This window comes from Nocardioides sp. NPDC127503 (assembly GCF_040302165.1).
Lineage (GTDB): Bacteria > Actinomycetota > Actinomycetes > Propionibacteriales > Nocardioidaceae > Nocardioides.
The window spans coordinates 1-22,920 of the sequence record NZ_JBEORH010000013.1 but is presented as its reverse complement, the minus strand read 5'-3'; the positions used below and the strand labels follow the sequence as shown (position 1 = coordinate 22,920).

The window sequence follows — 22,920 nt, the reverse complement described above, 5'->3', positions numbered from 1 at the left end:
TATTCACTACTGCATAACCACGACTATGCACGAGTGAATAGCGAGAGTCAAGCGCTTCCGCCGAACTTGCTCGAAGGAGGCTCAGACGCGGCGGGCGAGTGCCGCAGGCAGGAATGCCACGGCACCAGCGACGAGGACCGCGCAGGCCAGGAGAAGGGCGGCGTTGAGATTCACAGCGGATGCCACAGCTCCCCCGACCACCGAGCCGAGTGCGGCCGCACCGATCCCGACAACGCGGGTACCGGCCGTGATCCGGCCAAGCAGGTGGTCAGGAGTCAGTGTCTGTCGGGCGGTTCCGCCGACCACGCTAACGACCGTCGAGGCAAGGCCGACTACGACGAGTGCAGCGCCGGCGGCGTACACATTCTGTGTCGTGACGACCACGAGCCAGGCCGCACCTTGCACCGCGAGGGCAAGGGAGTACGTCGACGCAGCCGAGAGGACTCGATGCACCCGGGACCCGAGCCAGCCACCAGCAGCGCCACCCACGGCGAGCATCGCGAGCAAGACGCCGAAGCCTTGAGCCTGAAGACCAAGAGTCTCCTGGGCAAAGAGCACCAGGATTCCGAAAGCGATGTTGTAGCCGAGGTTGTAGGTCCCCATGCCGAGCGTGAGAAGACGCAAGCCCGAGTGCCGCACAAGGTAGAGAACGCCGTCTCGCACAGCGTGATGGACGGGTTGGACCCCGTCGGGGTGCTCAGCGCGGCCAAGCCCTGAAAGGCCGATCAATAGGAGCGCGGACACGAGGAACGTTCCCGTGTTCAGCGCGAAGGGCAGCACCGCAGCCGACGCGAAGAGCGCTGCACCCAGCGGCGGGCCGACCAGGGAGCGTCCGAAGACATCGAGGGTCCAGAGATGCCCGTTCGCCTTGGCAAGTGCCGCAGGCTCCCGCGTCGCGAGAACAGGTATGGCGGCCTGTGCAGCCGGATCAAAGAAGCAGCTGGCGCACGCGATCAGGAAGACGACGGCGATCAGGCCCCAGATCGGGAGCCAGTCCACCAGGACGCCGACGGCGACGAGCGCCAGGAGCACCACTCGCACCAGGTCCGCAATGATCATCGTCGGCCGCCGTGGCCATCGGTCGACCAAAGCGCCGGCGGGGAGGCCGACGACGAGCCATGCAGCGTACGAAGCAGCTGCAACGAGCGACACGAGTAGCGGGTCCCGAGTGAGTGAGGCGGCGAGCAGTGGCACGGCTGCTGTTGCCGCCCCCTGGCCAATCATGGAGACGCCAGTAGAGGCCAGCAGACGCCGAAGCCCGCGCGGGCTGGTCCCTGCCTGTCTGGCCTCCACTGGTGCGCTCACTTGCTCAGGGCCTCCATGGTGAACTCACCGTTGCCGACGCCCAGAAGGAACGCTTCCCACTCCTTGCGATTGAACTCCAGGACAGGGCCAGCGCCGTTCGTCTTGGTGTCGCGTACGCCGACGATGCCGTCGACCTCTGCCACCTCGACACAACCGCCCGAGTCGCTGCCGGTGCTCTTCCGCCAACGCGCGTTCTGCCACTTGTCATTCATCGAGCACTCCTCATCCCTTTGTGCCTCGCAGGTTGCGAAGCGTGGTTTCCAGATACTGCCGTGACGCCTCGACGTCGAGAGCGTCGTTCTGCAGCCGCTCGAACGTTGATGCGTAGGCCGATACGTCGACCTCGTCCGAGAGGTACGTGTCCGCCGTCAACGATTCGAGCATCACCACCGACGGTCTGTCGTCGGTGAAGTCGTAGATGAGGAATCCGGCAGTCGCGAACGCCGCCGCTTCACCACCAGGCGGGAGAATCCTCAAGTCGACCCGGCCAGTGTCGACGTCGGCCAGGTGCTGCAGCTGCTCCGTCATAATCGCGGGCTCGCCCGGCCAGCGCATCAAGGCACGAGCGTCAAGCACGACTTCATAGCGTGCTGTTCCTTCGGAGATGAAGGCATCTTGGCGAGCAACGCGTCGCGCTGCGATTGCGTCGCTCTCTGCGAACCCGAGGGCATCAGCCACACCGCGTGCATACCTTCGGGTCTGGAGAAGGCCAGGAACCATCAAGCCTTGGTGCTGCCGTAGCCGGGTGACGCGCTGTTCGATAGCGCGCAGTTCGCCATGACGCCGGCGTGTTCCTCCGGCACGAACTACCCAGGCCCCCGCCAGTCCTTCCCGTCGCGCCACGGTCGCGAGGAGCTCCGCCCGGACCTCTTCGGGAGCGCCGTAGTAATCGAGCAGCGTCGCGATCTCTTCGAGCGAGGCGGCAAAGCGCCCAGTCTCGACCCTGGACACCTTTGGCTGGGACCACCCGAGTTCGCGTGCAACTGCCGAGCCCGAGAGCCCAGCGTCCTCGCGATAACGGCGGAGTTCGCCGCCGATCCTTACGAGCGCTGCATCTGTCACCCTTCACCCCTTAAGTCATGCATGCATGCATAACGAGCCTAGACCCTCCCGGTCGATCAGCAACAGTCCCAGTGTCTGCCAGGCGGCCAGCCGCACGAGCGAGATGCGCCGCCTGAGACGTGCCGGTTACTTGTTCCGACGGTGCAGGGAAGATGTGCTCGCAGATGGCGAAGATGGGGGCGGGGCAGCGACTGGATGTAGGTCGGTCGCGTGCACCCATCGAACGTGGAGCGACCAAGGACTTTCGCCACCACCGTCGGCGTATGCCACTAGACCCTCCCATCGCGGTCGCCGCCCGTACCGCTCGATCTTTCGCCACTCCAAGAGCAGGCCGGGGGTGACCTTGTCCGCAGCGGTTGACCATCGGCTTGTCATGAGTATGAGTTGCGGCCGACGCACGTTGCTCCGGTCCCGCTCTGACGCACCCATGCAACCAGGGTAGAACATTAGTTCGATTAGGTCTGGAGGGGAGTGTACCGAGGGCTCTAGGTCGAGCCTCAGTCTTGCGTACGCGCAAGGGACATAGACTGCACGCATGACTGCTACCTGGACGAACTATGGCGAGGTTTTCACACGCCGCTGGGTGGTTGAGGCTCTTCTGGATCTGACTGGCTATGACGCCTCGGTTGATCTCGGCTCGCTGCGTGTGGTCGAGCCGTCGTGTGGTTCTGGTGCGTTCCTGGGGCCGGCCGTCGAGCGACTGATTGCGAGTGCAACCGCCCGCGGTCGCGACCTTGGTACGTTGGGCGACGCCATTCGGGCCTACGACCTCCGGCCTGAGAATGTCGAGCGGGCACGGGCTCGCTGTATCGAACTACTGGTCGGTGCCGGCGTAGAACGGTCGATGTCGGAGGAGCTCGCGCGAGACTGGGTGCGGCAAGCAGACTTCCTACTTGAGGCGCTTGAACCTGAATCCGTCGACGCCGTGTTTGGGAATCCGCCCTACATCCGCTACGACGATCTTCCCGATGATGTTGCTGCCGCGTATCGCGAGTCGTGGTCCACGATGCGCGGCCGGGGAGACATTTATGTCGGATTCTTCGAGCGCGCACTGGCCATGCTTCGACCCGGCGGGAGGGTCGGTTTCATCTGTGCGGATCGTTGGATGCGCAATCAGTACGGATCTGTCCTACGTCGCTTCGTGACCTCACGTTTCTCCGTCGAGCACGTATGGACCATGCACGATGTAGACGCGTTTGATGCAGTTGTCTCCGCCTACCCAGCGATTACGGTCCTTGCCAACCACAAGCAAGGCCCGGTCGTTGTAGCCGACACCACCGCCGAGTTCGGGCCTTCAAGCGCGCAAGCCCTCGTCAAGTGGTCTCGTGATGAGTCGCTCACGGCGTTCTCCGACACTGGCGTTCAGGCCCACCGTCTCCCGCACTGGTTCGACGGCGCAGAGTCCTGGCCCACTGGTAGTCCGGCGCGACTTGCACTCATCGAGCTACTTACAGATCGTTTCGATCCGCTTCACGACCCGGCGACCGGAACCAAGGTCTCCATTGGAGTCGCCACCGGCGCCGACAAGGTCTACGTCATCGATGATCCAAGCCTCGTTGAATCCGACCGAGCGCTTCCGCTAGCTATGCGGAAGGACCTGGCCTCAGGCCGCTTCGAGTGGCAAGGAAGCTACCTGGTCAACCCTTGGGATGACGAGGGCAACCTCGTTCCGCTCGAAGAGTTCCCGCGGCTTGCCCGCTATCTTGCGGCCCATCCCGCGCTGCGAAACAGGTTCGTGGCGAAGAAGGACCCTGGGGCCTGGTATCGCACCATCGACAAGGTTCACGCAGAACTCACCCCGCGCCCAAAGCTCATGCTTCAGGACATGAAGGCGTTCATCAACCCGGTCCTAGAGCCGGGAGGGCACTACCCCCACCACAACCTCTACTACGTGACATCGGAAACGTGGGACATGGAGGTCCTAGGAGGGCTCCTGCTGTCTCGCATCGCCCAGGCGTTCGTCGAAGCCCACTGCGTCCGCATGCGTGGGGGCACCCTTCGGTTCCAGTCGCAGTACCTCAAGAAGATTCGCGTACCGCGATCCGAATCGCTCAACCCGCGCACGGCCGAGGCGTTGCGCAACGCGTTTCGAGCCAGGGACGTCGAGGGCGCGACGCTTGCCGCCGCCGAGGCGTACGGCATCGATCCCTTTTCCTACGAACTGGTATCTGCTGCCTGAACCTCCCGCGCCAGGTGCCCAAGCGATGTAAAGATTCGCCTTAGCGCCCTGCACCCGGCACGGCGCGTGAGGGAGTTTCCTGGATGCCAAGTCTCACGGACCGTAGTTGGGTCCTGTTCGATCAGATCGTCGCCGAGGCCCCAAAGCGAGACGAAAGCCCCTGGGACGCAGACGAGAGATTTGCCCCAGACTTCGACACATTGGCCCTTCTGCTCGGTGTCCCGCTCGCTCTCAAGGCGAAGCCCCGAACCCGGGTACCGGCGCTTGCTCTGGATGTGTGGGTGGCGTACGAGCTGCGGCGGGCAGGATTCCACCCCGACCGGGTCTGGCCGCGCGCCACCGCGCCACGGGTGCTCCCGGCCGACGTGGGTAGATTCGTCAACTCCCTGCCGAAGAAGCTTCAGGAGGAAATGCGAGCCAGACTTGTCAACGGCCGGTCAGGAGGAACCACGAGCGCCTCCGCCAACCTGCTGGGCAAGAACTACATCAAGCAAGTTGATGTAGTCATGAGTACTTGGTCGACGGGGCCGGAACTGATGATCTCGACCAAGCGCATGGACTCGTCGTTCGGAAAGAATGCGGCGAACCGCATCGAGGAGTCATATGGAGACGCGAAGAACTTGAGCCTGCGGCACCCGCAAGCGGCTCTTGGATTTTTCTATCTGCTGGGCTCATCGGCGTTTCACGAGGAGCCAGAGACCGCCGCTCGCCTCATTGACCTTCTTCAGAAGCTCGGTCGCGAGGACGATGCGTACGGCGCTGTGGGGCTCGTCGTCCCTGAGTGGGACGTGATAGCACCTACATCGGACGGCAGCGAGGAGGACCCGGCCCCGATGACTTTGGACGATGACATCCTCGGGATCGACGAGGAAGAAGCATCGGCCGAGGAAGCCTCATCAGTCGAGGACGCCGCGCCAGTTGACGACGTCGCACCTGTCCACGTAGACGATCTTCCGCGAGTGTTGCTTCGACACGATCTCGTGCCAGATGAGCTGTCGCCGGCACGGTTCTTCGAGGTCATGGCCGCGACCGTCCTGGTCAACACGCCCATCAGCCTGCATCCCGAGGCGAGGGCGCGTGCGCCGAAGGACTTGGACCGCCGTGTTCGTGAGAACTTTCTCTACTGACTCAAGGCGGCCTCCGGCCGCGTGCGCGGCCTCCGGGGGCGTGCGGCCTGGCGGCCGGTCCCCCTACGTGCCGCGCAAATGAAGAAGAGCGCCCAGTCCGTAGACCAAGCGCTCACTCTCCAGGCGTCGACCAACCCGGCTCATCCACCTCGACCGGCAACACAGGCATCCCGAACGGCAGCTCGACCACGTTCCCATACGCCTCCTGCCACGCCGCCCACTCCAGATCGCTGCGAGCCGTCATCCGATCCACCCGCTCCGGCAACGGCAGCGACGGATCGTCCAGCAGCTCCGGCGGAAACTCGACCACAGGCTTCCTCATACCTGCCTCTTACCCCGACCCGACCAGTTCTAAACCGAAAGCCGAAAAAGTTCTCACGACGCACAGACCCGAGCCCCCGTCGGTGGTGTTGGCGAAGTCCAAGTGATCAGGGATCCAGGGAGTGGGCTGATGACGAGGGGGAGGTGGGCGCGGCTGCCGGTGGGGACACTCCCCGCGACACTTCTATAGTCGGTGGTGTTGGGCAGCGTGGGGGCAAGCCCCCAGACCCCCGCCAAGGGGGCCAGGTGCCGGAATGAGTGACGCTCCGCCCCCGCGATAACCACCAGACGCACGTGCCCCCAGGATGCCCCCGCCGTGTCGAATCGGCACCTGTTGAGCCATGCCGAACCATGACGTTGGACCGCGTAGCAGCAGAGGCAGAAGAACACGGCCAACGCCGAGAATCTGACTGATAATGTGGGGGTCGGAGGTTCAAGTCCTCCTAAGCGCACAGCAGTTTCACCAGGTCAGAGGCTCCTTCGGGGGCCTCTTCCTCGTTTCAGGGCTGTCGTTCGCGGTTCTGTTAGAGCTGCACATTCTCCATGCCAGACTGATCGGCATGCCTGCGCTGATGGAGGACGCCCAGACGCTGTGGGAGTTCCACCAGATGCACCACGAGCCACGCGACACTGACGTAGCGATCGGCCTGGGCAGTCATGACATCGGCGTGGCCGAGCACGCCGCGGATCTCCACCGCCAAGGACGGTTTCCGCTGGTCGTCTTCACCGGTGCGAACGCCCCTACCACCGTGAACGATTTCCCTCGAGGGGAAGCCGTCGAGTTCGCAGAGCGGGCCGAGGAGCTAGGGGTTCCCGCCTCCGCCCTCCGGATCGAGCCGCGAGCAACAAACACGGGCGAGAACCTCGCGTTCGCGCGTGCCCTGCTCGAGGGCGAAGGCATCACGCCGCGTACCGCAACCTTGATCAGTCGGCCCTACCAACAGCGACGGGCGTACGCCACTGCCCGCAAGATCTGGCCCGAGCTCGAGGTGATCTGCTCCGCACGCGCGCAGGAGCTGCCCGACTACATCTCCACGATCGGGAGCACTCGTCGCGTGCTCGACATGCTCGTCGGAGACACGCAACGCATGTGGGTCTACGCCGACAGGGGCTTCGCCGCTCCGCAGCAGATCGACGAAGCCACGTACGCGGCGTACGAACGGCTCGTCGCTGCCGGATACACGAGCCGACTCCTTGAATCGAACGCACGTTCGATACGATGAGGTGTGTCGGCCAACCCACCCAAGAACGACGCCTGGCCTGAACCCAGGCACTGGCTACACGTCTGGGTGCATCGCCAACGGCGGAACCATCCGCCACCCATGCCCGGCCTGGTCCTCAAGTGGGAGAAACACAGGGGTCGGTGGCGAGCTTGGGTGATCTGGGTCGACACAACGTACGCAGCCCCGGAGATCCGGCACGCCTGGCTGCCCCTCGACGAGATCCGGCCAGCGAAGAGCAACATCAACGTGTGGAACGACCGAAACCGATAAACTCGCCCGTTCCGCACACCCCTGGGACCTGCTGAGGCGCTCGCGCGCAGCCCAGCAGGCGACGAATTGATCGGATACTGATGGCTGCAAGCTCGTTGAACCTCGAGCCGATCTATGCCTGCTACGCCGCGATGAGCTACTCGACGCCATTGGTTCGCACCGACTTCTCCGATGACGCTGCGTGGGCGACCATTGTCGACGCCGTCACTCGAGCAGCATTCTTCGATGATCGCGACGACATCGAGCCGCTACCCGGTGACCCTGACCATCCGCCGTATCAACCGGACATCACCCCGATCTCAGATCGGAGTTTCGACGGCGTGACACTTGAGGACCTCATCCAGGCGTGGGTGCCGCCCGAGCGCGGCGGCTATCTCCTTCTCGCCGACGCCCGCTCCTTCAGTGAGGCTAGGGCCGGCGAGGAGATCACCGTTGCCTACGTTGATCTCAGGGACAACGAAGAGGCCCGAACACACCCCGACTGGTGGCCGGAGTGGCGCTTCGGTCTGTCGTTTCGTTGCGCCACCCGAGCAATAGCCATCATCGAGTGCAACCTCGGACTAGCCAATACCAGCTTCTCCGATCACTACGACCAACAGGCTCCAGACGGCGTCGTCCGCTGGCGTCCGTAGAATCTTCCTAGGAATATTGAGGGCGGCGGCCGCGCTCGGTCTCAGGCTGCAGCTGCCGCAGGCTCGGGTTTAATCGGCGATATGGTCACACTGCCGTCAGCGCGTGAGTCGCTCCTGGTCCGTGTGGAGTTCTCGAACGACGACGCCTGGCACCTGGCGAAGACCGCGGCCACAGCAACCAACGAGGACGGATTCCGCGCCTACCTGCACCCCGTCGATGACCCGTCGAACCAGGGCGTGTCCTGGGAAGAGCTGGTGCAGGCTGTGCCGGAGTCGTCGGACAGGCCGGCTGTGATGTTCGTGGTCGACCAGGAGGCGTTGGGCGCGGAGTATCCGATCTTGGTGGTCGACCTGGTCGACGCCCGTCAACCGTTTCGCTGTGTCGCCGCTGAGCTGTGGGGTGTAGACAACAACCTCAACATCTCGAACATGGACTGGGAGGAGTTCTCCCAAGCGGCTGGCCCCGATGGTGTCTTCCGCGGGTTCAGGTAACGGGACTACTCAGCAGCCGTAGCCCTTGATCGGGGTGCTGAGCCCTTGACGCTGCGCATGGCATGGTCGGTGGTTCCGTCGCACAACGCGGACGTCGGTATTCAAGGGGGCGCCCTGCGGCCGCAGGGCGCGTGCGGAACGGCGGCCGGTCCCACCATGTGCCGCGCCAAGCGCTCACTCTCCAGTAGGACTGGCTGCCCGACCGATCCATCCGTTATCGCAACCGCTACACCACCGAGCCGCTACCGTTCCGCCCATGTCCGAGACCTCGTCCTTGTCGCCGTTCATGTCCGAATGGCTGCTCGGCCTCGTCGTTGCGGCGACGCTCCTTGGCGGACTGGCGGCCGCGCTCGTCCTTTTCGTGCTTCTTCTCCGCGGCCGCCTCCGACGAGCCAAGTAGGCCGGCCGGTTCTTCCGGGTTCAGATCCGACTGGACGCGTCGTGGTCGTGGGTGGGGACGACGCGCATCAGGTGGCGGGCCAGGTGCAGGCGGTGGAGGGTGGCGAAGGCGGCGTCGCGGTCCTCGTCGACGAGGTCGCCGGGGAAGGCCGGCTTCTGCCTGATCAGATCGATCTGGTCGTAGTGCCAGGCGGCGTCGCCGGCGATCAGGACCCAGCCGGACGGGGTTCGGGCGAGGACGCCAATGCTGCCGGGCGTGTGACCGGCGAGCTCGACGAGCAGGACGGAGCTGTCACCGAACAGGTCGTGGGAGGCGGTGAAGGTCGCGACGGGCGGGCCGTCGAGGTCGTACGTCTCGACCGGTCGGCCATCGGTGAGGGCCGGGCGTACGCCTCCGACAGGAGGCTGGCCCGGGCCGAGGATCCAGTCGCGCTCGGTGGTCCGCAGGTGCACCGGCAGACCGGGGAGGTCGAGGAGGCCGCAGACGTGGTCCCAGTGGGCATGGGTCGGGAGGGCGAAATCGGGCTGCACCAGCGCCGTCTGCAGCGAGTCGACGGTGGCGATGGTGTCGGCCGGCGGGGTGACCAGGCGTCGCAGCATCACCGGGAGCTCGCTCAGGGCTCGGTCGGGTGCGTCGCGGCAGTAGGACGGATCGACGACGAACGTCGCCTCGGGATGACTGATGACGAAGCAGGTCATCGCGTTGCGTACGCGCCGGCGGAGGCCAGCGCCTTCGATGAGGCCACCGGCGGGCAGCGAGCGCGGGACCTGAGGCATCGTGGTCACCGTGACCGTTCGGTCGCCCTCGGGAAGGCCGGCGTCGGTGATCGAGGAGAGAAGTCGTTGGTCAGCGCGGCGCGGGCGCAGCATGCCCCGCCCGAATCCGGTCAGGGCACCGATCAGCTCCCGAGCTGTCGGAGTGGCAGGAGAAGCTGTGGGGTCGCTTGTCACACAAAGAACCTAGCGACGATGAGTCGGTATGCCATCTGAACGCAGTAGGAATCGCATGCGAATATCACCATCATGACCAAGATCGACCTTCCGTTCGACCTCGACTCCATCCCGGGACGTACGCGCCGGTGGGTCAAGGGCGGGATGAGGCGCACCGAGAGGTGGGGGCGGCGGCTGGGCGGGCGTGTCGGCCCGCTCATCCCCAACACGCTGGCCACCGGTGGCACCGACGACTGGACGCCGCAGGGGCTGGGCTACGGCCCGGACACCAACATGCTGGCCCAGAGCTACTACTCCCACGACAAGGGTTCGGCGCTGGTGCTGGTCGACCTGAAGAGCGGCAAGTCCGCCGCCGAGGTGCTGCTCGTGGGCTACAACGGCAAGGCCGGTCCCGGCCACGCCGGCGGTGTCGCGATCGACGGTGACGACGTCTGGGTCTCCAAGGGTGCCGGCGGCGGCACCGGCCGGCTCTACCGCTACTCGCTCTCGGTCATCCGGAATGCGGCGAAGGGCACCGAGGTCGAGCCGATCGAGGCACCGGCGAAGGTGGCTGCCGGCTCCTACTGCCGGATCCGTGGGAACCGCCTCTACGTGGGCGGCTTCGGCAACCAGACCCTGTTCGCCTACGAGAAGGGCGCGAACGGCGAGTGGGACTTCTCCGAGCCGGTCCTCTCGACCACCACCCCGCCCAAGGTCCAGGGAGTGGTCGTGCGCCGCGACGAGTACGTCTTCTCCTCCTCGTTCGGCCGGCACCGGCCCAGCACGATCTTCGTCTGCGAGCGGAAGCCCGACGGCCGCGTCGGTGCGGTGCGGCGCAAGTACAGGTTCCCCAACATGGCCGAGGCGATCGTCGAGGTCTCGGGCGAGCTCATCACCACCTACGAGTCCGGCGCTTCCCCCTACAGCCGTCCCTCGGCGCGCGGGTTCGGCATCCTGACCGGCCGGATGTGGGCGAGCACCCACATGACCTGCACCCCGATCGCCTCCCTGGGCCTGGCGCCCGACCCCGAGGCCGGTTGATTTCGTACGCTTCATGGCGGGCCGGTACGCTTTCCGGGTCTAACGGGCAGCGATGCTCACCACGACTCGCAGGAGAAGACAGTGAAGAAGATCGTCCTCGTACTGCTGGCCGCGGCTGGCATCCTCCTCGCCAAGAAGAAGCTCGACCAGTCCAACCCTGAGAAGGGTCACTGGGCCGCGGCGACCGACAAGGTGAGCTGACCGACGGACACCCGTCCGGGGCATTGGCGCAATTGGTAGCGCACCTGCTTTGCAAGCAGGGGGTTAGGGGTTCGAGTCCCCTATGCTCCACCCAATCTGACCAGGCAAAACGCGAAAGCGACTGAGCCGGATTCAGCGGCCGAAGGGCCAAATCCTGACGAACTGCCTGACTACGCCGCGTCATCGTCGTCCTCGTCCTCGTCCTCGGCGTCTTCGTCGGTTTCCTCGACGGCGAGCGGAAAGACGCTGTCCATGACGCTGGCCCCGGACTCGATCACCGGCCGCAGGTCGTGGCGGTAGACCAGCTCCGTCACCGCAGTGCCCTTGTGTCCCATGAGTCGCGAAATCTCTTCGACCGGGATCCCCCGCTCAGACAGGATCGAGACGAACGAGTGCCGCAGCTCGTACGGCACCCACTCATCGGGATCGATCCCGGGCGCCAGGCGGAGAGCATCGCGGAACATCCGGCGCACGTTGTGAGCGTCCTGCTCGGTGCCCACGAGGTGTCTCCACCTGCTCGAACCGAGCGCCACACCTCGATATACGGGGGTCCTCGTCAAGGTGCACACGGTCACCTACGCGCACCCCCGTCCCGACGGCACCGGCCCAAGACGAGAAGAGCGCCTCAGCACGAAGACCAAGACGCTCCCGCCGATGACGCAGCTGCTACCCGTCGCGACTCCACTTCTCAATCCGCCGCCGATGCCGACGCACCTTCTTAGACATCGTGGCCCCGCCGGATCGACGGGGCCACGAGCAGTATTAAAGGTCAGAACGTGCGTCGCACTGTGACCGTGGTGGTCTTGCCGCTTCGAATGTTCTTTGCGATCAGTACGGCCTTGGTGAACTTGTTGGTCCGCTTGAAGCCGGTGAAGCGGTGCCGGAACTCGCCGATGTTCGTGTTAACGCCCACGTTGACCACCGTCGACTTCTCCTGGAAGCCGGCCGGAGTCCACAGGCGTACGGTGAGGCGGTACTTGCCGATCCGGTTCGCCTCGCCCTCGACCCGGACAACGCCGGAGTCGCGGCGTACGGTGATCTGGGAGGACGCGCCCATGCCGATGACTCGGTAGGGGTTCTGGTCGACACTTCCGACGCAGAAGACCGAGTAGTCACCCGAGAAGTACACGCCCGTGACTGGCTTCGGCCAGGCGCGGGTGGACTTCGTGGTGTCGCGTACGACGCCGTCGACCGGGTGGAGCATCGCTGACTCAGGGAACGGACCGGATGGCTCGCCGTTGCCGACCATCGTGAGTCCGGACCAGTTGGGCCTCTTCACGTCACGAATAACGGTCGTTCCGATGGTGCCACCGGTGGGCGAGCGCCGAGCGCCGACGGTGATGACGCCAGCGCCGCCCTGGCAGGCGCTTGTGACGTTGACAGATGGGGTGGTCGCAGCCTGCGCGGAACCACCGAGTGACAGGGTCGCTGCGCCGAGCGCGAGGGCGGCGGCAGCAAGCGTGAACTTGCGGAGCATGGGGGTCTTCTTTCGAAGTCGAGGCGCTGCGACATGCGGCGCGCTTGCATTGAAACACCCCTGCAGGCATCCGTCAGTGAATTCGGCACTCAGAACCCCAACAGCGCTCGTAGGGCAGGTGCCGCGGACCCACGCGGACCTGAATGCCTTGCTTCGCCACCAGCAAAGTCCTCGCGACGCACAGGCCCGAGCCCGACCCAAGATACTGGCGACGTCCAGACGAACAGGGCTCCGGGAGGATGGCCGGTGGCGAGGGGGAGGTGGACGCTGCCCAGATCTTTTATCCGTACGTCCAGTGAGAAGGCCGCTCGAAGCCCTCGGGAAGAGCGGTGCGGGCGTCGCCGCGGGCGCTGTTGACCTGCATCTGCGTCAGATAGATCGCGCTGCTGAGGTCCGCTCCGCGGAGGTCGGCGTCGCGCAGGTCGACGCCGAGGACGTCGCAGGACCGCATCGTCGCGCCCGAGAGGTCTGCGGCGATCGCGACGCTTCCGCGGAGGGTCGCGCCGGAGAGGTCGGCGCCGGCCAGCTTCGCGCCGATCAGGTCGCTCCCAGGCCCTGGCACCCGGGCGCCGCGACGACGCTGGCTGGTCTCGGCCCCTGCCCGGGCGATCTCGCTGGCCTCGACCAGGAGTCCTCGCGCGGAGTCGTACGCAGCGTCGACGTCGAGATCGGCCAGGTCCTGTGCCGGCCGGTCGCTGAGCTCGCGTACATGCTCGAACGCGTCGACCCACGGTGACGGGTCGCGGTGAGCCTGGACGAGGGCGATCGCCTCGTCCAGGTACCAGAGCAGCTCGTGCAGGCGGCGTACGCGCGGGAACACGGCGAACATCTCGTCCCGCACCTGGGCGTCATCGCGCCAGGAGCGGCCGGAGAAGGTCCGCTGGGAGACCTTCTGCCCGGCCCCGAAGCAGTCGAACACGGTGCAGCCCTTGAAGCCCTGGTCGCGCAGCTGTGGGTGGATGCGGCAGGCGTCGTGCTCGTCGAGGTTGTCGCAGGGTTCCCCCGCGGGCTTGTCGCGGGGGAAGTCGGAGGACTTCACGAACGCCAGGGCCACGCAGCACAGGCCGAAGCAGCTGGAGCAGTCTGCGCCGAGATCCGAGCGACGGCCGAGCTGGACGTACGTGCGGTTCTCCACCCGGTCAGCCTAGCGGCGGGGCCACCTTGTCGAGCGCGGCGGCGTACGCCGGTCGCAGCTCGTCGGTGCGGTCCTTGACGTGCTGGACGACGCGGGCGGAGGCCTCCTCGGTCATGGGCGACGGGCCCTTCTCGAGGAGGTCGGCGAGCTCGTCGAGGCAGACGTGCCAGCCGACGGCGGTGTCCGTGTTGCCGGTGGGACTGCCGAGCCAGGTCGTGAAGGTGAGGCGGGTGCCGTCGTCGGTGGGCTCGAGGTCGAAGCGGAGCAGGTCGGTCAGCTCCTCACGGCCGTCCATCCCCCAGGTGAACTCGAAGGTCCGGGGCGGGTCCCACACCCGCAGCTCCCCTTCGGAGACGTAGTCGCCCGGGTCGACCCCCATCTCCTCGATCGCCTCGGTGGTGCTCGCCAGCTCCAGGCCCTCGGGCCAGAACGGCAGGCTCAGCCGCGCCCCGACGGCACGCTCACCGACGATGTCCGTCGGGAACCAGTGCCGCAGGCCGTCCGGCTCGGTCAGGGCCCGCCACACCTTCTCGGGTGCGTGGCGAAGCAGGCGTACGTAGCGAAGGCCCGTCCGCTCGCCGTCGCGGAGCACCTCGCCCATGGGTCCGGTCGTCGTGGTCATCTCAGTTCTCCTTGTGGTCAGGGTCGTCGTCGAGCTGGTCCAGGTGACGCTCGAGCGCATCCAGACGATCCGCCCACATCCGCCGGTACGGCGCCAGCCACTCCTCCAGCTCCCGGAGCCTCTCGGGACGCAGCCGGTAGTGACGGCGCGGTCCGTCGACGCGTACGTGAACCAGATCCGCCTCACCCAGCGTCCGCAGGTGCTTGGACACGTTCGGCTGGGCGAGCCCGAGGGTCTCCACCAGCTCACCCACCCCCATCTCGCGCTGACAGAGCAGGTCGAGGATCTGCCGGCGGGTCGGGTCGGCGATCGCGCTGAAGAGGTCTCGGGTGGGCACCCCTCAAACATGCCTCAAATGGAATATGCCTGTCAAGGAATATGAGAGGTCGGCTACCCCAGCAGTTGGTCGATGACGAGCCAGATCGCGAAGATCGCGAACCCGCCGGCAAGCAGACCCGCGGCCACCGAGGCGTACGCCTGTAGCGATCGGGACGAGCGAACACCGGGCAGGGCGGGTGGTGGGGCTGAGGGGGTCATCGGCTGAGCCGGGGACGATGCGCCCGGTGTGATCGGTGGGTTCTCGCCCGTCGAGAAGATGTCGTCCATGGTGGCGGGTCCGGTGTCGACGGGACCGGGCGCGCCATCAGGGATCGGCGCGGGAGCGAATGACGGGTCCTGATACCAGGGAGCCGGAAACAGCGGCGTCGTCGAGCCGGTCAGCGTACGGAGCCGCTCGGCCTCGGCGGCAAGGGCCGCGTCCAGATGTGCGCGTGCCGGATGGCCGTACGGAATGTCCTTCAGGATCTGGGTGTAGCGCTCGATCCGGCTGAGGACCCGGGCACGTCTGCTGCCGTTCTTCAGGCCCCAGGCGAGGCAGGCGAGCACCACTGCGAAGAGTCCCGAGACGATCGCCGCGCTCATGTTCGGAGCGTAATGCTCCTGGATGGTTCGCGCTATCAGACCGCGATCGCGATCAGCGCGACCGCGGGCAGCACGACGGAGCCGATGGTGCCTCTGACGCTGCCGCCGTGTGGGAGCCAGTATCCGAGGGCGTCGGCGATTCCCATGAACAACGAGGCGAGCAGCATGTAGATGCAGGCGACGACCACGACGGTGACGCCGGTGGACTCGTCGCCGAAGTTCACCATCCAGAGGCCGGCGAGCGTGCCGACGCCGGCGAGGGCGTTGCGGGCGCCGATGCAGAACGACCACAGATGGACGTTGCGGATGCCGTGTGGCTCGATCCCGAGGAACCGCTGGACTTCGGGGCGGTGGATGAAGAAGGCCTCGACGGGGAAGACGGCGATGAGGATCAGGGCGGCGATGCCGGCACTGAGCTGCGCGACTGCGTTCATGGGGACCTGCTCGGGACGGGCCTCGGCGCGCGAGGCTAGTGGAGATCGTGGAAGTAACACGCGTCCGGCGGAGCCCCGTGAACAGACGTATGTCTGGACACCGGAGAGCGGTATGATAGTCAGTCTTACTGACTATATTGACCACGGTGCCGCACAGTGTCAAGGGGTTCGATGGACGTCGCAACGCTCATGCTCATCGCTTACCGGGCGATGGACGAACGGGTCATCGCCGCGATGCGGGAAGCCGGCTACGACATCACCGTCGCGCAGGCACGGCTCGCCCAGCGGATCGCCGAGGACGGCTCGCGCCTGGTCGACCTGGCCGAGCAGGCTCAGGTCACCAAGCAGACCGCGAGCGTGCTGGTCGCCGCGCTGGAGAGCAAGGGGCTCGTCGAGCGGGTCCCGGATCCGGTCGACGGCCGGGCGCGGCTGATCAGGTTCACAGTGGCGGGGCAGGATGCGGCTGACCGTGCTCGCGAGGTGGTGATGGGCGTCGAGCAGGAGTGGAACGACCACCTCGGGCCCCGCCTGGCGTCAGCCCTGCGCGAGGCGCTCACCTCGCTCCGCGAGCTCGTCGATCCTTACCAATGATGCAGAGGGCAACGTGAGTACGGCTCAAAACCCGCGCCAGACGGGGAATTTCCGGTAACTGGCAGACCGCAAGGTAGATACATTCCCTAAACAGGTTCAAGGCGATTGCGCAAGGGGCCTAATACCTATCGTCTCGACATTTGGACCTATCACTCGTTTGAATTCCGTACGGCGGAACAAAGTGGTCTCGAACTTAGGAAACCCTTTGGTGCGGGCGCCAGAAAACGCTTCTGACGAACCCCTCCACCGCAAAGTCCGAGAGGTCAATGTTGTGGGCGCAGAGTCCGTAGTCACCCGGGTCGAGATGACCCCAGCAGAGTCGCAGGCCGCAGCCGAGCTGTCAGAGTCCTTGCTCGCCCGGTTCGGGAGCCCGGTCTCCTCGGAGTTCCTCGAGACCGCGCCGTTCCTTGGCGGCGAGCTTCCCGACAGCGTCGCCAAGGCGATCCGCGCGTTCCGCTACGGCGATGCGACCGACGCTCTGGTGGTCAGCGGGCTCCCGGTGACCGCCGGCCCGACCCCGCCGCACTGGAACCACCCCGAGGCCCAGGCGCCGCACATGGCCGACTTCTGGCTCGCCCTGATCATGGCCCAACTCGGCGACGCCGTCTCCTGGTCCTCGCTGCAGGGTGGCCAGCTGGTCAACAACATCCTGCCGATCCAGAAGCAGGAGAGCCTGCAGACCGGTCACAGCAGCGACGTCGTGCTCGACCTGCACATCGAGGACGCGTTCAGCAACCTTCGCTGCGACCACCTCGGACTGATCTCGCTGCGCAACGAGGACATGATCCCGACCACCGCGGTTGGCATCAGCTCGATCGACGTGACCGGCCCTGAGTACGCTCCGCTGTTCGAGCCGCGCTACGTGATTCACCCCGACGACGAGCACCTGCGCAACCTCCGCGAGGCCGGCGTCAACGAGGGCGAGCTGCTCGCCGCGCCGACCGCGGTGCTCTCCGGCTCCCCCCAGGCTCCCGATGTCCGGCTCGACCCGCCCTACATGGCGGCTCTGCCGGGTGATGTCGAGGCCGACCGGGCGCTCCAGCTGCTCATCATGGAGCTCTCCGCGAACGTCGAGGACGTCGCGCTGGCGCCGGGCGAGATCCTCATCGTCGACAACCACCGTGCGCTGCACGGCCGCAAGCCCTTCACGGCTCGCTACGACGGCACCGACCGTTGGCTCCGCCGCCTCACGACCGTCAAGGACCTGCGCCGCAGTCGGGTCGCCCGGTCCGAGGCCTCCTCGCGGATCATCGACCCGGTGCTCGAGCCGCTCCCCTCATCCCTTGAGCTCACAGGCGCTGGTCGCTGACGCTCGGGATCCCGGAGGCCGCAGGCGCGTTCCGCCTGCGGCCTCCATCTATTTCGTGGCACCTACCGTGACGGGGATCGGGAATACTCGTTGGGGTGAACGTGAGGCGATGGGGCATCTCTGTGCTGGCCGTTGGGCTGGCGCTCGCACTGGTCGGCTGTGGGGACGACAGCGAGCCGAAGAAGCCGGAGGCGGCGGCGTCGGAGGACACCTACCCCGTGTACGCCGCGACCATGGACCCCGTCGAGGCAGCCATGACGCTCGTGCCGGAGGGCGCGAAGACGCTGGCGGTGACCGACTACGGAGAGGTGAAGTCGCTCTTCGGGTTCGATGACATCACCAGCCGGTCGAGCCCCGCGGACCAGAGCGACCTGTGGAACCGGGCCGACAAGGAGGCCGCCCAGGTCAGCGGCGGTCTGCTGCGTGGGGTCGACCAGCGTCTGCGCGACACCTACAAGTGGGGCGCTGCCGATGTCATCTGGGAGGCCAGGTTCACCGGCGGCGGCAAGGATGGGTACGTCATCAAGGTCGCCGACCGGGTCAAGCCCGGCCCGGCGATCAAGGCGGGGGTCGGTCCCCTGAAGGGCGCGAAGTTCGACCCGGAGACCCACCTGATCACCAAGAACACCGCGACCCCGGACGCCGAGAACTGGGCCGCGCAGGAAGTGATGGTCGCCGTCGCCGGAGGCCCCGCCACCTCGACGTACGTCGTCAAGGGCTGCGCCGAGGGCGGGCCGGAGGAGAAGACCCGGCTGGCGCCGGTCGAGGCCTACTCGGTCGAGTTCGGCGGCGGTCTGGCCACCCTGCGTCTCGGCGAGGACCGTGACGACCTGTTCGTCCGGCTGAAGCTGGCTGATCAGGCCCCTGCGTACAAGAAGGTCTTCACCAACGGTGTCGCGGACCCGGCCACGGGGCGGATCGGGTTCCGGGTGACAAGCCCGGTGACCGCGGCCACGCTGGTCACCAGCGAACCCGTCCCGTTCGCAGTCTGTGACTGAAGGGCCGTACTCTGGGAGTGCTATGGCCGCCCAGACCAGTCCCCCGCGAAGCATCCTCTCCCCCAGGTTGTGGGGTGCGCACGCGCTGGTGGTGATCTTCGTGACCGGCGCGGTGCTGCTCGGGGTGTGGCAGTACGAGTCGAGCCAGCAAGACAAGCAGGACCAGGTCGCCGAGCTGGTGCACGCGAAGCCGAAGGCGTTCACCGACCTGATCGGGCCCAACGACGCCTTCCCGTGGGAGCAGATCGGGCGCCCTGTGACCGTCTCCGGGATCTGGATGCCCGAGGAGACCATCTTCATCGACGGGATGGAGCGCGGCTCTCAGGTCGGCTTCTGGGCCGTCACACCGGTGCTCGTCGAGGACACCGAGTCCGCCGTCTACGTCGTACGCGGCTGGACCCCTGAGGTTGGCACCGCACCGCCCGCGCCGCGCGGCCACGTCACCGTCACCGGCTGGCTGCAGCCCAGCGACTGGACCGACGTCGCCGACGACCGCAAGTCCGACAACGTCTTTCCGCAGTTGGACGTCTCCGACCTGATCTCGCGCACCAGCTATGACCTCTACAGCGCCTACATGGTGCGCTCGCCGGTCGAGGACAACTGGCCGGCCAGCTCGATGCCGGTCAACGACGGCTCCACGGACGTCGCCGACGTGCCCGCTCCGCAGCTGCCCGAGCCCGAGGCCACGACCGGGCTGCGCAACCTCCTCTACGCGATCGAGTGGTGGCTGTTCGGGGTCTTCGGGATCTATGTGTGGTGGCGCTACTTGCGCGACACCCTCCGCCCCCGGCTCGACGAGGACGACGAAGAAGACCCTGAGAAAACCACTCAGGATCTGCGCGTACGCTCAGACGCGTGAACAAGCTGTTCGGCACCTACAAGGTGCTTGCGTACGTCGTGGGTGTGCTGCTGCTCGTCGGCACGGTCTCCTCGCTGTTCAAGTATCTGCTCCCCGAGGGCACCGCCCTGCAGTCCTTCGGCGAGGCGATGACGCCGCTGTGGGTCGCGCACGGCTGGATCTTCATCATCTACGTGATCGTCGCCTTCCTGCTGACCCAGAAGGCCCGCTGGACGATCCCGGAGTTCCTGCTGATGATGATCGCCGGCCTGATCCCCGGACTGATCTTCTGGGTCGAGCGCCGCGTCGCCGACCGGATCGCTCCGAAGCTCGCTGACGCGGCCTCCTGACCTCAGGCCCGCGACCGACACTGTGGGAGGATCGAGGAGTTACATCCCGTACCAATCCCAATGTCGGAAGGGCAGGTCATGGCTGACCAGAAGGCCATCCTCCACACCAATCACGGTGACATCACGATCACCTTGTTCCCCAACCATGCTCCGGAGACGGTCGCCAACTTCGTCGGCCTCGCCACGGGGACCAAGGAGTACACGGACGACGCCGGCCGCTCCGGCGTTCCCTACTACGACGGTCTCGGCTTCCACCGTGTCATCCCCGGGTTCATGATCCAGGGCGGTTGCCCCCTGGGCACCGGTACGGGCGGCCCGGGCTACACCTTCAAGGACGAGCCGCACCCCGAGCTCACCTTCGACAAGCCCTACCTGCTCGCGATGGCCAACGCCGGCCCCGGCACCAACGGGTCGCAGTTCTTCATCACCACCGGCCAGGCGCCGTGGCTGAACTTCAAGCACACCATCTTCGGTGAGGTCGCCGACGAGGAGTCGAAGAAGGCCGTCGACTCGATCTCCGGCACCAAGACGGGTGCGATGGACCGCCCGGTCGAGCCGGTCGTCATCGAGACGCTCGAGATCGTCTAGTTGTCCGACTCGACCCCGGTCGGGGTGCCGGTCTGTTACCGTCACCCCGACCGTGAGACGCACATCCGCTGTCAGCGCTGTAGCCGGTCCATCTGCCCTGACTGCATGACGCCCGCCTCGGTCGGCTTCCAATGCCCCGAGTGCTTGCGTGAGGGCCAGAAGTCCGTACGCCAGCCCAAGCGTTTCACCGGCGCGCGGGTCGGGTTCCGGGCACTCCCGGTGACCTTCTCGCTCATCGGCGTCAACGTCCTGGTCTGGCTGAGCATCATCTTGACCGGCGGGTCCGGGTCACGGATCGCCGACTTCATCGCGATCCGTCTGCAGGGCTACTGCCTCACGCCGGACGGTGGCTTCGCGGTGCCCAACGACGTCTGCCGAGCGAGCGGCTACACCTGGATGCCAGGGGTCGACGACGGCGCGGTCTGGCAGGTGCTGACCTCGACGTTCACCCACGTCTCGCTCATCCACCTGGCCGTGAACATGTTCTCGCTCTACATGCTCGGCTCGTTCCTCGAGCCGATCGTGGGCAGGCTGCGATTCCTGGTCTTCTACCTGATCTCCGGCCTGGCGGGCTCCGCCCTGGTGGTCTGGGCGGCGGCACCGGCCGGGTCGACCGTCGGCGCCTCAGGCGCGATCTTCGGACTCCTCGGCGTCCTGGTGGTGCTCTTCGTCAGGGCCGGGCAGTCGCTCGCCCCGCTGCTGCCGGTGCTCCTGATCAACGCGGGGATCACCTTCTTCGGCAGCGGCATCTCCTGGCAGGGGCACGTCGGTGGTTTCGTCGGCGGTCTCGTCGTCGCAGGCATCTTCACGCAGTTCCGGTCCGACCGGAAGGCGCCGTTGCAGTGGGCTGCCCTGGGCGGCTTCACGTTGGCCTTGCTTGCTGTGATCGGCGTACGAATCCTGCTGTTCTGACGCCTTCGGAGTAGGTGTTTTCGGGGCGTTTTCACCGCGTGGACAAATCCACAGCTGTGGATGACCCTGTGGAGAACTACACCCGTGTAACGCAAAGCGGCGCAAACCAAAGGTTTGCGCCGCTTTCGCCGTCTAACGAGAGGGTCACTCCCACTTCGTGGCGAAGGTGAATCCCACCGCCATGAAGCCGATGCCGACCAGGAGGTTCTTCTGACCCAGGTCGTTGAAGACCCAGATCTTGTCCAGGTGGTCGTTGGCGAAGACGTAGAAGACGCAGATCCAGATCAGGCCGATCACGAAGCAGCCGAGCATGCCGACGACGACGCCGCGGCCGCGGCCCAGCGGGGTCTTCGGGTGGGCGGCGACGGCCAGGCCCAGGAAGAGCAGGATGAAGCCGATCAGGTAGTTCCACCCCTCGAGCTTCTGCACCGGCTTCGGCCCGGTGAAGTCGCCGCCGACCTCGTTGGGACGGACCCCGACGTAGTAGTAGGCGATCCAGCCGATGCCGAGGGCGATCAGCAGCAGGGCGACCCCGAAGCGCGGAGTGAAGATCGGCTCCTTGGGAAGGTCGAGATCACTCTTCTTCGAGAGCTTGAGCTTGGCCACGGGTGATGCTCCTCAGACAAATGTGATTGCTGCGCATACCCTAATGGTCGTGAGCTCCGGAACCCAGGCTAACCCCACCTCCGAATCAACGCGTCGGGCAAAGCGCTGGTCCCGCGTGACCTCCTGGAGGCTTGGTACGCCCGTTGTGGTGCTGCTCTGTGGCGGTCTGCTCGCGGTGAGTTTCGTGAACGCCGACGGCACCGACCTGCGTCCGGGCCGCTACGAGGATCTGGCGACGCTCGTCGACGGTGAGCGGATCCGCTACAACCGCCTCGAGGCCCAGCTGACCGACCTGCAGAGCGAGGTGGACCAGCTCACGAGCGGCGTCACCGACAAGGACGTCAAGAAGCTCCAGAACCAGTCCGCGCGGCTCGCCGACCCGGCTGGCACCTCCGACCACAGTGGCGCCGGCATGCAGATCGTCCTGGGCGACGCGCCCTCCGAGGTCCAGGAGAGCTACACCGGGGACGATCCCAACTCGCTCGTCGTGCACCAGCAGGACATCCAGGCCGTCGTCAACGCGCTCTGGGCCGGCGGCGCCGAGGCGATCACCATCGCCGGCAAGCGGATCATCACCACCACCGGCATCAAGTGCTCCGGCAGCACGGTGCAGCTCGACGGTGTCCCCTACCCCCAGCCGTACGTCATCGAGGCTGTCGGCGACCCCGACCGGCTGCAGGCCGCGATCGACCGCGACAACCACGTACAGAACTACCGGGCCGACGCCCGCGACCCCAACGTCCAGATCGGCTGGTTCCTCGAGCCGCTGACCTACCTCACCGCTCCGGCCTACGACGGCCTGCTCGAGGTGAAGTACGCGAAACCCCTGCCTCAGGAGAACTGAGAGGCCGCTCCGCTGGTCGAGCCGCCGGAGCCGCTAGGCGGAGGCGTGGGGGGGGGGGGGGGCGCCCCCCCCCCCCCCCCCGGCGGGGGGGGTGGGGGGGGACCGCGCGCGGC

The 22,920-nt window shown here is 66.2% G+C and carries 29 protein-coding genes and 1 tRNA gene; 17 read left to right on the top strand and 13 right to left on the bottom strand.

The annotated features are described in order from the left end of the window. Positions 1-81 precede the first annotated feature (81 nt). Genes ABTW65_RS25235 through ABTW65_RS25225 form a run of 3 tightly spaced genes read right to left on the bottom strand, consistent with a single transcriptional unit; the run spans position 82 to position 2,367 of the window. On the bottom strand, positions 82-1,293 hold the full coding sequence (locus ABTW65_RS25235) for an MFS transporter (protein ID WP_350665516.1): 1,212 nt from the start codon (positions 1,291-1,293) through the stop codon (positions 82-84). Between the two features lie 8 nt (positions 1,294-1,301). Further along, the gene (locus ABTW65_RS25230) at positions 1,302-1,517 is read right to left on the bottom strand and encodes a DUF397 domain-containing protein (RefSeq protein ID WP_350665308.1); all 216 of its coding nucleotides are present in this window, start codon (positions 1,515-1,517) and stop codon (positions 1,302-1,304) included. 10 nt (positions 1,518-1,527) lie between these two features. Beyond that, a complete protein-coding gene (locus tag ABTW65_RS25225; RefSeq protein ID WP_350665305.1) occupies positions 1,528-2,367 on the bottom strand; it encodes a helix-turn-helix domain-containing protein in 840 nt (279 codons plus the stop codon). 535 nt (positions 2,368-2,902) lie between these two features. Here ABTW65_RS25225 and ABTW65_RS25220 point away from each other — a divergent pair. Together ABTW65_RS25220 and ABTW65_RS25215 are read left to right on the top strand one after the other, a co-directional pair. Then, complete coding sequence (locus ABTW65_RS25220) at positions 2,903-4,546, top strand: Eco57I restriction-modification methylase domain-containing protein (protein ID WP_350665303.1); 1,644 nt, start codon at positions 2,903-2,905, stop codon at positions 4,544-4,546. 83 nt (positions 4,547-4,629) lie between these two features. Then, positions 4,630-5,673: a hypothetical protein gene (locus ABTW65_RS25215; protein ID WP_350665301.1), complete on the top strand. Its 1,044-nt coding sequence runs from the start codon at positions 4,630-4,632 to the stop codon at positions 5,671-5,673. 112 nt (positions 5,674-5,785) lie between these two features. Here the strand turns inward: ABTW65_RS25215 and ABTW65_RS25210 are convergent, their stop codons facing one another. Then, positions 5,786-5,995, bottom strand: coding sequence for a hypothetical protein (locus ABTW65_RS25210; RefSeq protein ID WP_350665299.1), 210 nt, complete (start codon positions 5,993-5,995; stop codon positions 5,786-5,788). 559 nt (positions 5,996-6,554) lie between these two features. Here ABTW65_RS25210 and ABTW65_RS25205 point away from each other — a divergent pair. The 4 genes from ABTW65_RS25205 (at position 6,555) to ABTW65_RS25190 (ending at position 9,011) form a co-directional block, all read left to right on the top strand. Further along, positions 6,555-7,217, top strand: coding sequence for a YdcF family protein (locus tag ABTW65_RS25205; protein WP_350665297.1), 663 nt, complete (start codon positions 6,555-6,557; stop codon positions 7,215-7,217). Between the two features lie 350 nt (positions 7,218-7,567). After that, on the top strand, positions 7,568-8,119 hold the full coding sequence (locus ABTW65_RS25200) for a DUF6924 domain-containing protein (protein WP_350665296.1): 552 nt from the start codon (positions 7,568-7,570) through the stop codon (positions 8,117-8,119). An 81-nt stretch (positions 8,120-8,200) separates the two neighbouring features. Further along, positions 8,201-8,611: a DUF6924 domain-containing protein gene (locus ABTW65_RS25195; RefSeq protein ID WP_350665294.1), complete on the top strand. Its 411-nt coding sequence runs from the start codon at positions 8,201-8,203 to the stop codon at positions 8,609-8,611. Positions 8,612-8,867: 256 nt separating this feature from the next. Beyond that, positions 8,868-9,011, top strand: coding sequence for a hypothetical protein (locus ABTW65_RS25190; protein ID WP_350665292.1), 144 nt, complete (start codon positions 8,868-8,870; stop codon positions 9,009-9,011). Between the two features lie 20 nt (positions 9,012-9,031). Here the strand turns inward: ABTW65_RS25190 and ABTW65_RS25185 are convergent, their stop codons facing one another. Then, positions 9,032-9,961 (bottom strand): MBL fold metallo-hydrolase, encoded by a 930-nt coding sequence (locus ABTW65_RS25185; RefSeq protein WP_350665290.1) that lies wholly within the window; start codon positions 9,959-9,961, stop codon positions 9,032-9,034. A 72-nt stretch (positions 9,962-10,033) separates the two neighbouring features. Between ABTW65_RS25185 and ABTW65_RS25180 the strand changes: the two genes are divergently transcribed. The 3 genes from ABTW65_RS25180 (at position 10,034) to ABTW65_RS25170 (ending at position 11,272) form a co-directional block, all read left to right on the top strand. Beyond that, positions 10,034-10,981, top strand: coding sequence for a hypothetical protein (locus tag ABTW65_RS25180; RefSeq protein WP_350665288.1), 948 nt, complete (start codon positions 10,034-10,036; stop codon positions 10,979-10,981). A gap of 81 nt (positions 10,982-11,062) precedes the next feature. Next, positions 11,063-11,182, top strand: a complete 120-nt coding sequence (locus tag ABTW65_RS25175; RefSeq protein ID WP_350665286.1) for a DLW-39 family protein — start codon at positions 11,063-11,065, stop codon at positions 11,180-11,182. A 17-nt stretch (positions 11,183-11,199) separates the two neighbouring features. Beyond that, positions 11,200-11,272 (top strand) — tRNA-Ala (locus ABTW65_RS25170). 80 nt (positions 11,273-11,352) lie between these two features. Here ABTW65_RS25170 and ABTW65_RS25165 read toward each other — a convergent pair. The 7 genes from ABTW65_RS25165 to ABTW65_RS25135 all read right to left on the bottom strand — a co-directional run bounded on the left by ABTW65_RS25165 (position 11,353) and on the right by ABTW65_RS25135 (position 15,771). Then, a complete protein-coding gene (locus ABTW65_RS25165) occupies positions 11,353-11,682 on the bottom strand; it encodes a tyrosine-type recombinase/integrase (protein ID WP_350665284.1) in 330 nt (109 codons plus the stop codon). A 269-nt stretch (positions 11,683-11,951) separates the two neighbouring features. Beyond that, on the bottom strand, positions 11,952-12,659 hold the full coding sequence (locus ABTW65_RS25160) for a hypothetical protein (RefSeq protein WP_350665282.1): 708 nt from the start codon (positions 12,657-12,659) through the stop codon (positions 11,952-11,954). 280 nt (positions 12,660-12,939) lie between these two features. Beyond that, complete coding sequence (locus tag ABTW65_RS25155) at positions 12,940-13,794, bottom strand: pentapeptide repeat-containing protein (protein ID WP_350665279.1); 855 nt, start codon at positions 13,792-13,794, stop codon at positions 12,940-12,942. A gap of 4 nt (positions 13,795-13,798) precedes the next feature. Continuing rightward, complete coding sequence (locus ABTW65_RS25150; RefSeq protein WP_350665277.1) at positions 13,799-14,416, bottom strand: SRPBCC domain-containing protein; 618 nt, start codon at positions 14,414-14,416, stop codon at positions 13,799-13,801. Between the two features lies 1 nt (position 14,417). Next, positions 14,418-14,753 carry an ArsR/SmtB family transcription factor gene (locus ABTW65_RS25145; RefSeq protein ID WP_350665275.1) on the bottom strand — a complete coding sequence of 112 codons (336 nt, stop codon included), beginning with the start codon at positions 14,751-14,753 and terminating at the stop codon, positions 14,418-14,420. A gap of 53 nt (positions 14,754-14,806) precedes the next feature. Continuing rightward, positions 14,807-15,337: a hypothetical protein gene (locus ABTW65_RS25140; RefSeq protein ID WP_350665273.1), complete on the bottom strand. Its 531-nt coding sequence runs from the start codon at positions 15,335-15,337 to the stop codon at positions 14,807-14,809. Positions 15,338-15,372: 35 nt separating this feature from the next. Next, positions 15,373-15,771: a DUF1304 family protein gene (locus ABTW65_RS25135; protein ID WP_350665271.1), complete on the bottom strand. Its 399-nt coding sequence runs from the start codon at positions 15,769-15,771 to the stop codon at positions 15,373-15,375. 171 nt (positions 15,772-15,942) lie between these two features. Here ABTW65_RS25135 and ABTW65_RS25130 point away from each other — a divergent pair, with 171 nt between their 5' ends. From ABTW65_RS25130 to ABTW65_RS25100, 7 genes are all read left to right on the top strand, one after another. Beyond that, positions 15,943-16,362, top strand: a complete 420-nt coding sequence (locus ABTW65_RS25130; protein WP_350665269.1) for a MarR family winged helix-turn-helix transcriptional regulator — start codon at positions 15,943-15,945, stop codon at positions 16,360-16,362. A 271-nt stretch (positions 16,363-16,633) separates the two neighbouring features. After that, entirely contained in the window at positions 16,634-17,671 is a 1,038-nt protein-coding gene (locus ABTW65_RS25125; protein WP_350665267.1) for a TauD/TfdA family dioxygenase, read from the top strand. Between the two features lie 95 nt (positions 17,672-17,766). Continuing rightward, positions 17,767-18,669: a hypothetical protein gene (locus tag ABTW65_RS25120; RefSeq protein ID WP_350665266.1), complete on the top strand. Its 903-nt coding sequence runs from the start codon at positions 17,767-17,769 to the stop codon at positions 18,667-18,669. A gap of 22 nt (positions 18,670-18,691) precedes the next feature. Further along, entirely contained in the window at positions 18,692-19,528 is an 837-nt protein-coding gene (locus ABTW65_RS25115; protein WP_350665264.1) for an SURF1 family protein, read from the top strand. Next, entirely contained in the window at positions 19,525-19,857 is a 333-nt protein-coding gene (locus ABTW65_RS25110; RefSeq protein ID WP_350665262.1) for a DUF3817 domain-containing protein, read from the top strand. Before ABTW65_RS25115 ends, ABTW65_RS25110 begins: the two co-directional genes overlap by 4 nt. 78 nt (positions 19,858-19,935) lie before the next feature. Continuing rightward, positions 19,936-20,445 (top strand): peptidylprolyl isomerase, encoded by a 510-nt coding sequence (locus ABTW65_RS25105; protein ID WP_350665260.1) that lies wholly within the window; start codon positions 19,936-19,938, stop codon positions 20,443-20,445. A 105-nt stretch (positions 20,446-20,550) separates the two neighbouring features. Then, entirely contained in the window at positions 20,551-21,357 is an 807-nt protein-coding gene (locus ABTW65_RS25100) for a rhomboid family intramembrane serine protease (protein WP_350665257.1), read from the top strand. A 144-nt stretch (positions 21,358-21,501) separates the two neighbouring features. Here ABTW65_RS25100 and ABTW65_RS25095 read toward each other — a convergent pair whose 3' ends face one another. Beyond that, the gene (locus ABTW65_RS25095) at positions 21,502-21,963 is read right to left on the bottom strand and encodes a cell division protein CrgA (protein WP_350665255.1); all 462 of its coding nucleotides are present in this window, start codon (positions 21,961-21,963) and stop codon (positions 21,502-21,504) included. Positions 21,964-22,138: 175 nt separating this feature from the next. On the opposite strand from ABTW65_RS25095, the gene ABTW65_RS25090 reads away from it, so the two are divergent. Further along, the gene (locus ABTW65_RS25090) at positions 22,139-22,807 is read left to right on the top strand and encodes a DUF881 domain-containing protein (protein WP_350665254.1); all 669 of its coding nucleotides are present in this window, start codon (positions 22,139-22,141) and stop codon (positions 22,805-22,807) included. Positions 22,808-22,920: the final 113 nt, after the last annotated feature.

Excerpts from the sequence above, each read along its gene's own strand:
- ABTW65_RS25230 (WP_350665308.1), bottom strand. The coding sequence starts at position 1,517 with ATGAATGACAAGTGGCAGAACGCGCGTTGGCGGAAGAGCACCGGCAGC.
- ABTW65_RS25220 (WP_350665303.1), top strand. The coding sequence starts at position 2,903 with ATGACTGCTACCTGGACGAACTATGGCGAGGTTTTCACACGCCGCTGG.
- ABTW65_RS25215 (WP_350665301.1), top strand. The coding sequence starts at position 4,630 with ATGCCAAGTCTCACGGACCGTAGTTGGGTCCTGTTCGATCAGATCGTC.
- ABTW65_RS25210 (WP_350665299.1), bottom strand. The coding sequence starts at position 5,995 with ATGAGGAAGCCTGTGGTCGAGTTTCCGCCGGAGCTGCTGGACGATCCG.
- ABTW65_RS25205 (WP_350665297.1), top strand. The coding sequence starts at position 6,555 with ATGCCTGCGCTGATGGAGGACGCCCAGACGCTGTGGGAGTTCCACCAG.
- ABTW65_RS25200 (WP_350665296.1), top strand. The coding sequence starts at position 7,568 with ATGGCTGCAAGCTCGTTGAACCTCGAGCCGATCTATGCCTGCTACGCC.
- ABTW65_RS25195 (WP_350665294.1), top strand. The coding sequence starts at position 8,201 with ATGGTCACACTGCCGTCAGCGCGTGAGTCGCTCCTGGTCCGTGTGGAG.
- ABTW65_RS25190 (WP_350665292.1), top strand. The coding sequence starts at position 8,868 with ATGTCCGAGACCTCGTCCTTGTCGCCGTTCATGTCCGAATGGCTGCTC.
- ABTW65_RS25180 (WP_350665288.1), top strand. The coding sequence starts at position 10,034 with ATGACCAAGATCGACCTTCCGTTCGACCTCGACTCCATCCCGGGACGT.
- ABTW65_RS25160 (WP_350665282.1), bottom strand. The coding sequence starts at position 12,659 with ATGCTCCGCAAGTTCACGCTTGCTGCCGCCGCCCTCGCGCTCGGCGCA.
- ABTW65_RS25150 (WP_350665277.1), bottom strand. The coding sequence starts at position 14,416 with ATGACCACGACGACCGGACCCATGGGCGAGGTGCTCCGCGACGGCGAG.
- ABTW65_RS25140 (WP_350665273.1), bottom strand. The coding sequence starts at position 15,337 with ATGAGCGCGGCGATCGTCTCGGGACTCTTCGCAGTGGTGCTCGCCTGC.
- ABTW65_RS25135 (WP_350665271.1), bottom strand. The coding sequence starts at position 15,771 with ATGAACGCAGTCGCGCAGCTCAGTGCCGGCATCGCCGCCCTGATCCTC.
- ABTW65_RS25130 (WP_350665269.1), top strand. The coding sequence starts at position 15,943 with ATGGACGTCGCAACGCTCATGCTCATCGCTTACCGGGCGATGGACGAA.
- ABTW65_RS25115 (WP_350665264.1), top strand. The coding sequence starts at position 18,692 with ATGGCCGCCCAGACCAGTCCCCCGCGAAGCATCCTCTCCCCCAGGTTG.
- ABTW65_RS25105 (WP_350665260.1), top strand. The coding sequence starts at position 19,936 with ATGGCTGACCAGAAGGCCATCCTCCACACCAATCACGGTGACATCACG.
- ABTW65_RS25100 (WP_350665257.1), top strand. The coding sequence starts at position 20,551 with ATGACGCCCGCCTCGGTCGGCTTCCAATGCCCCGAGTGCTTGCGTGAG.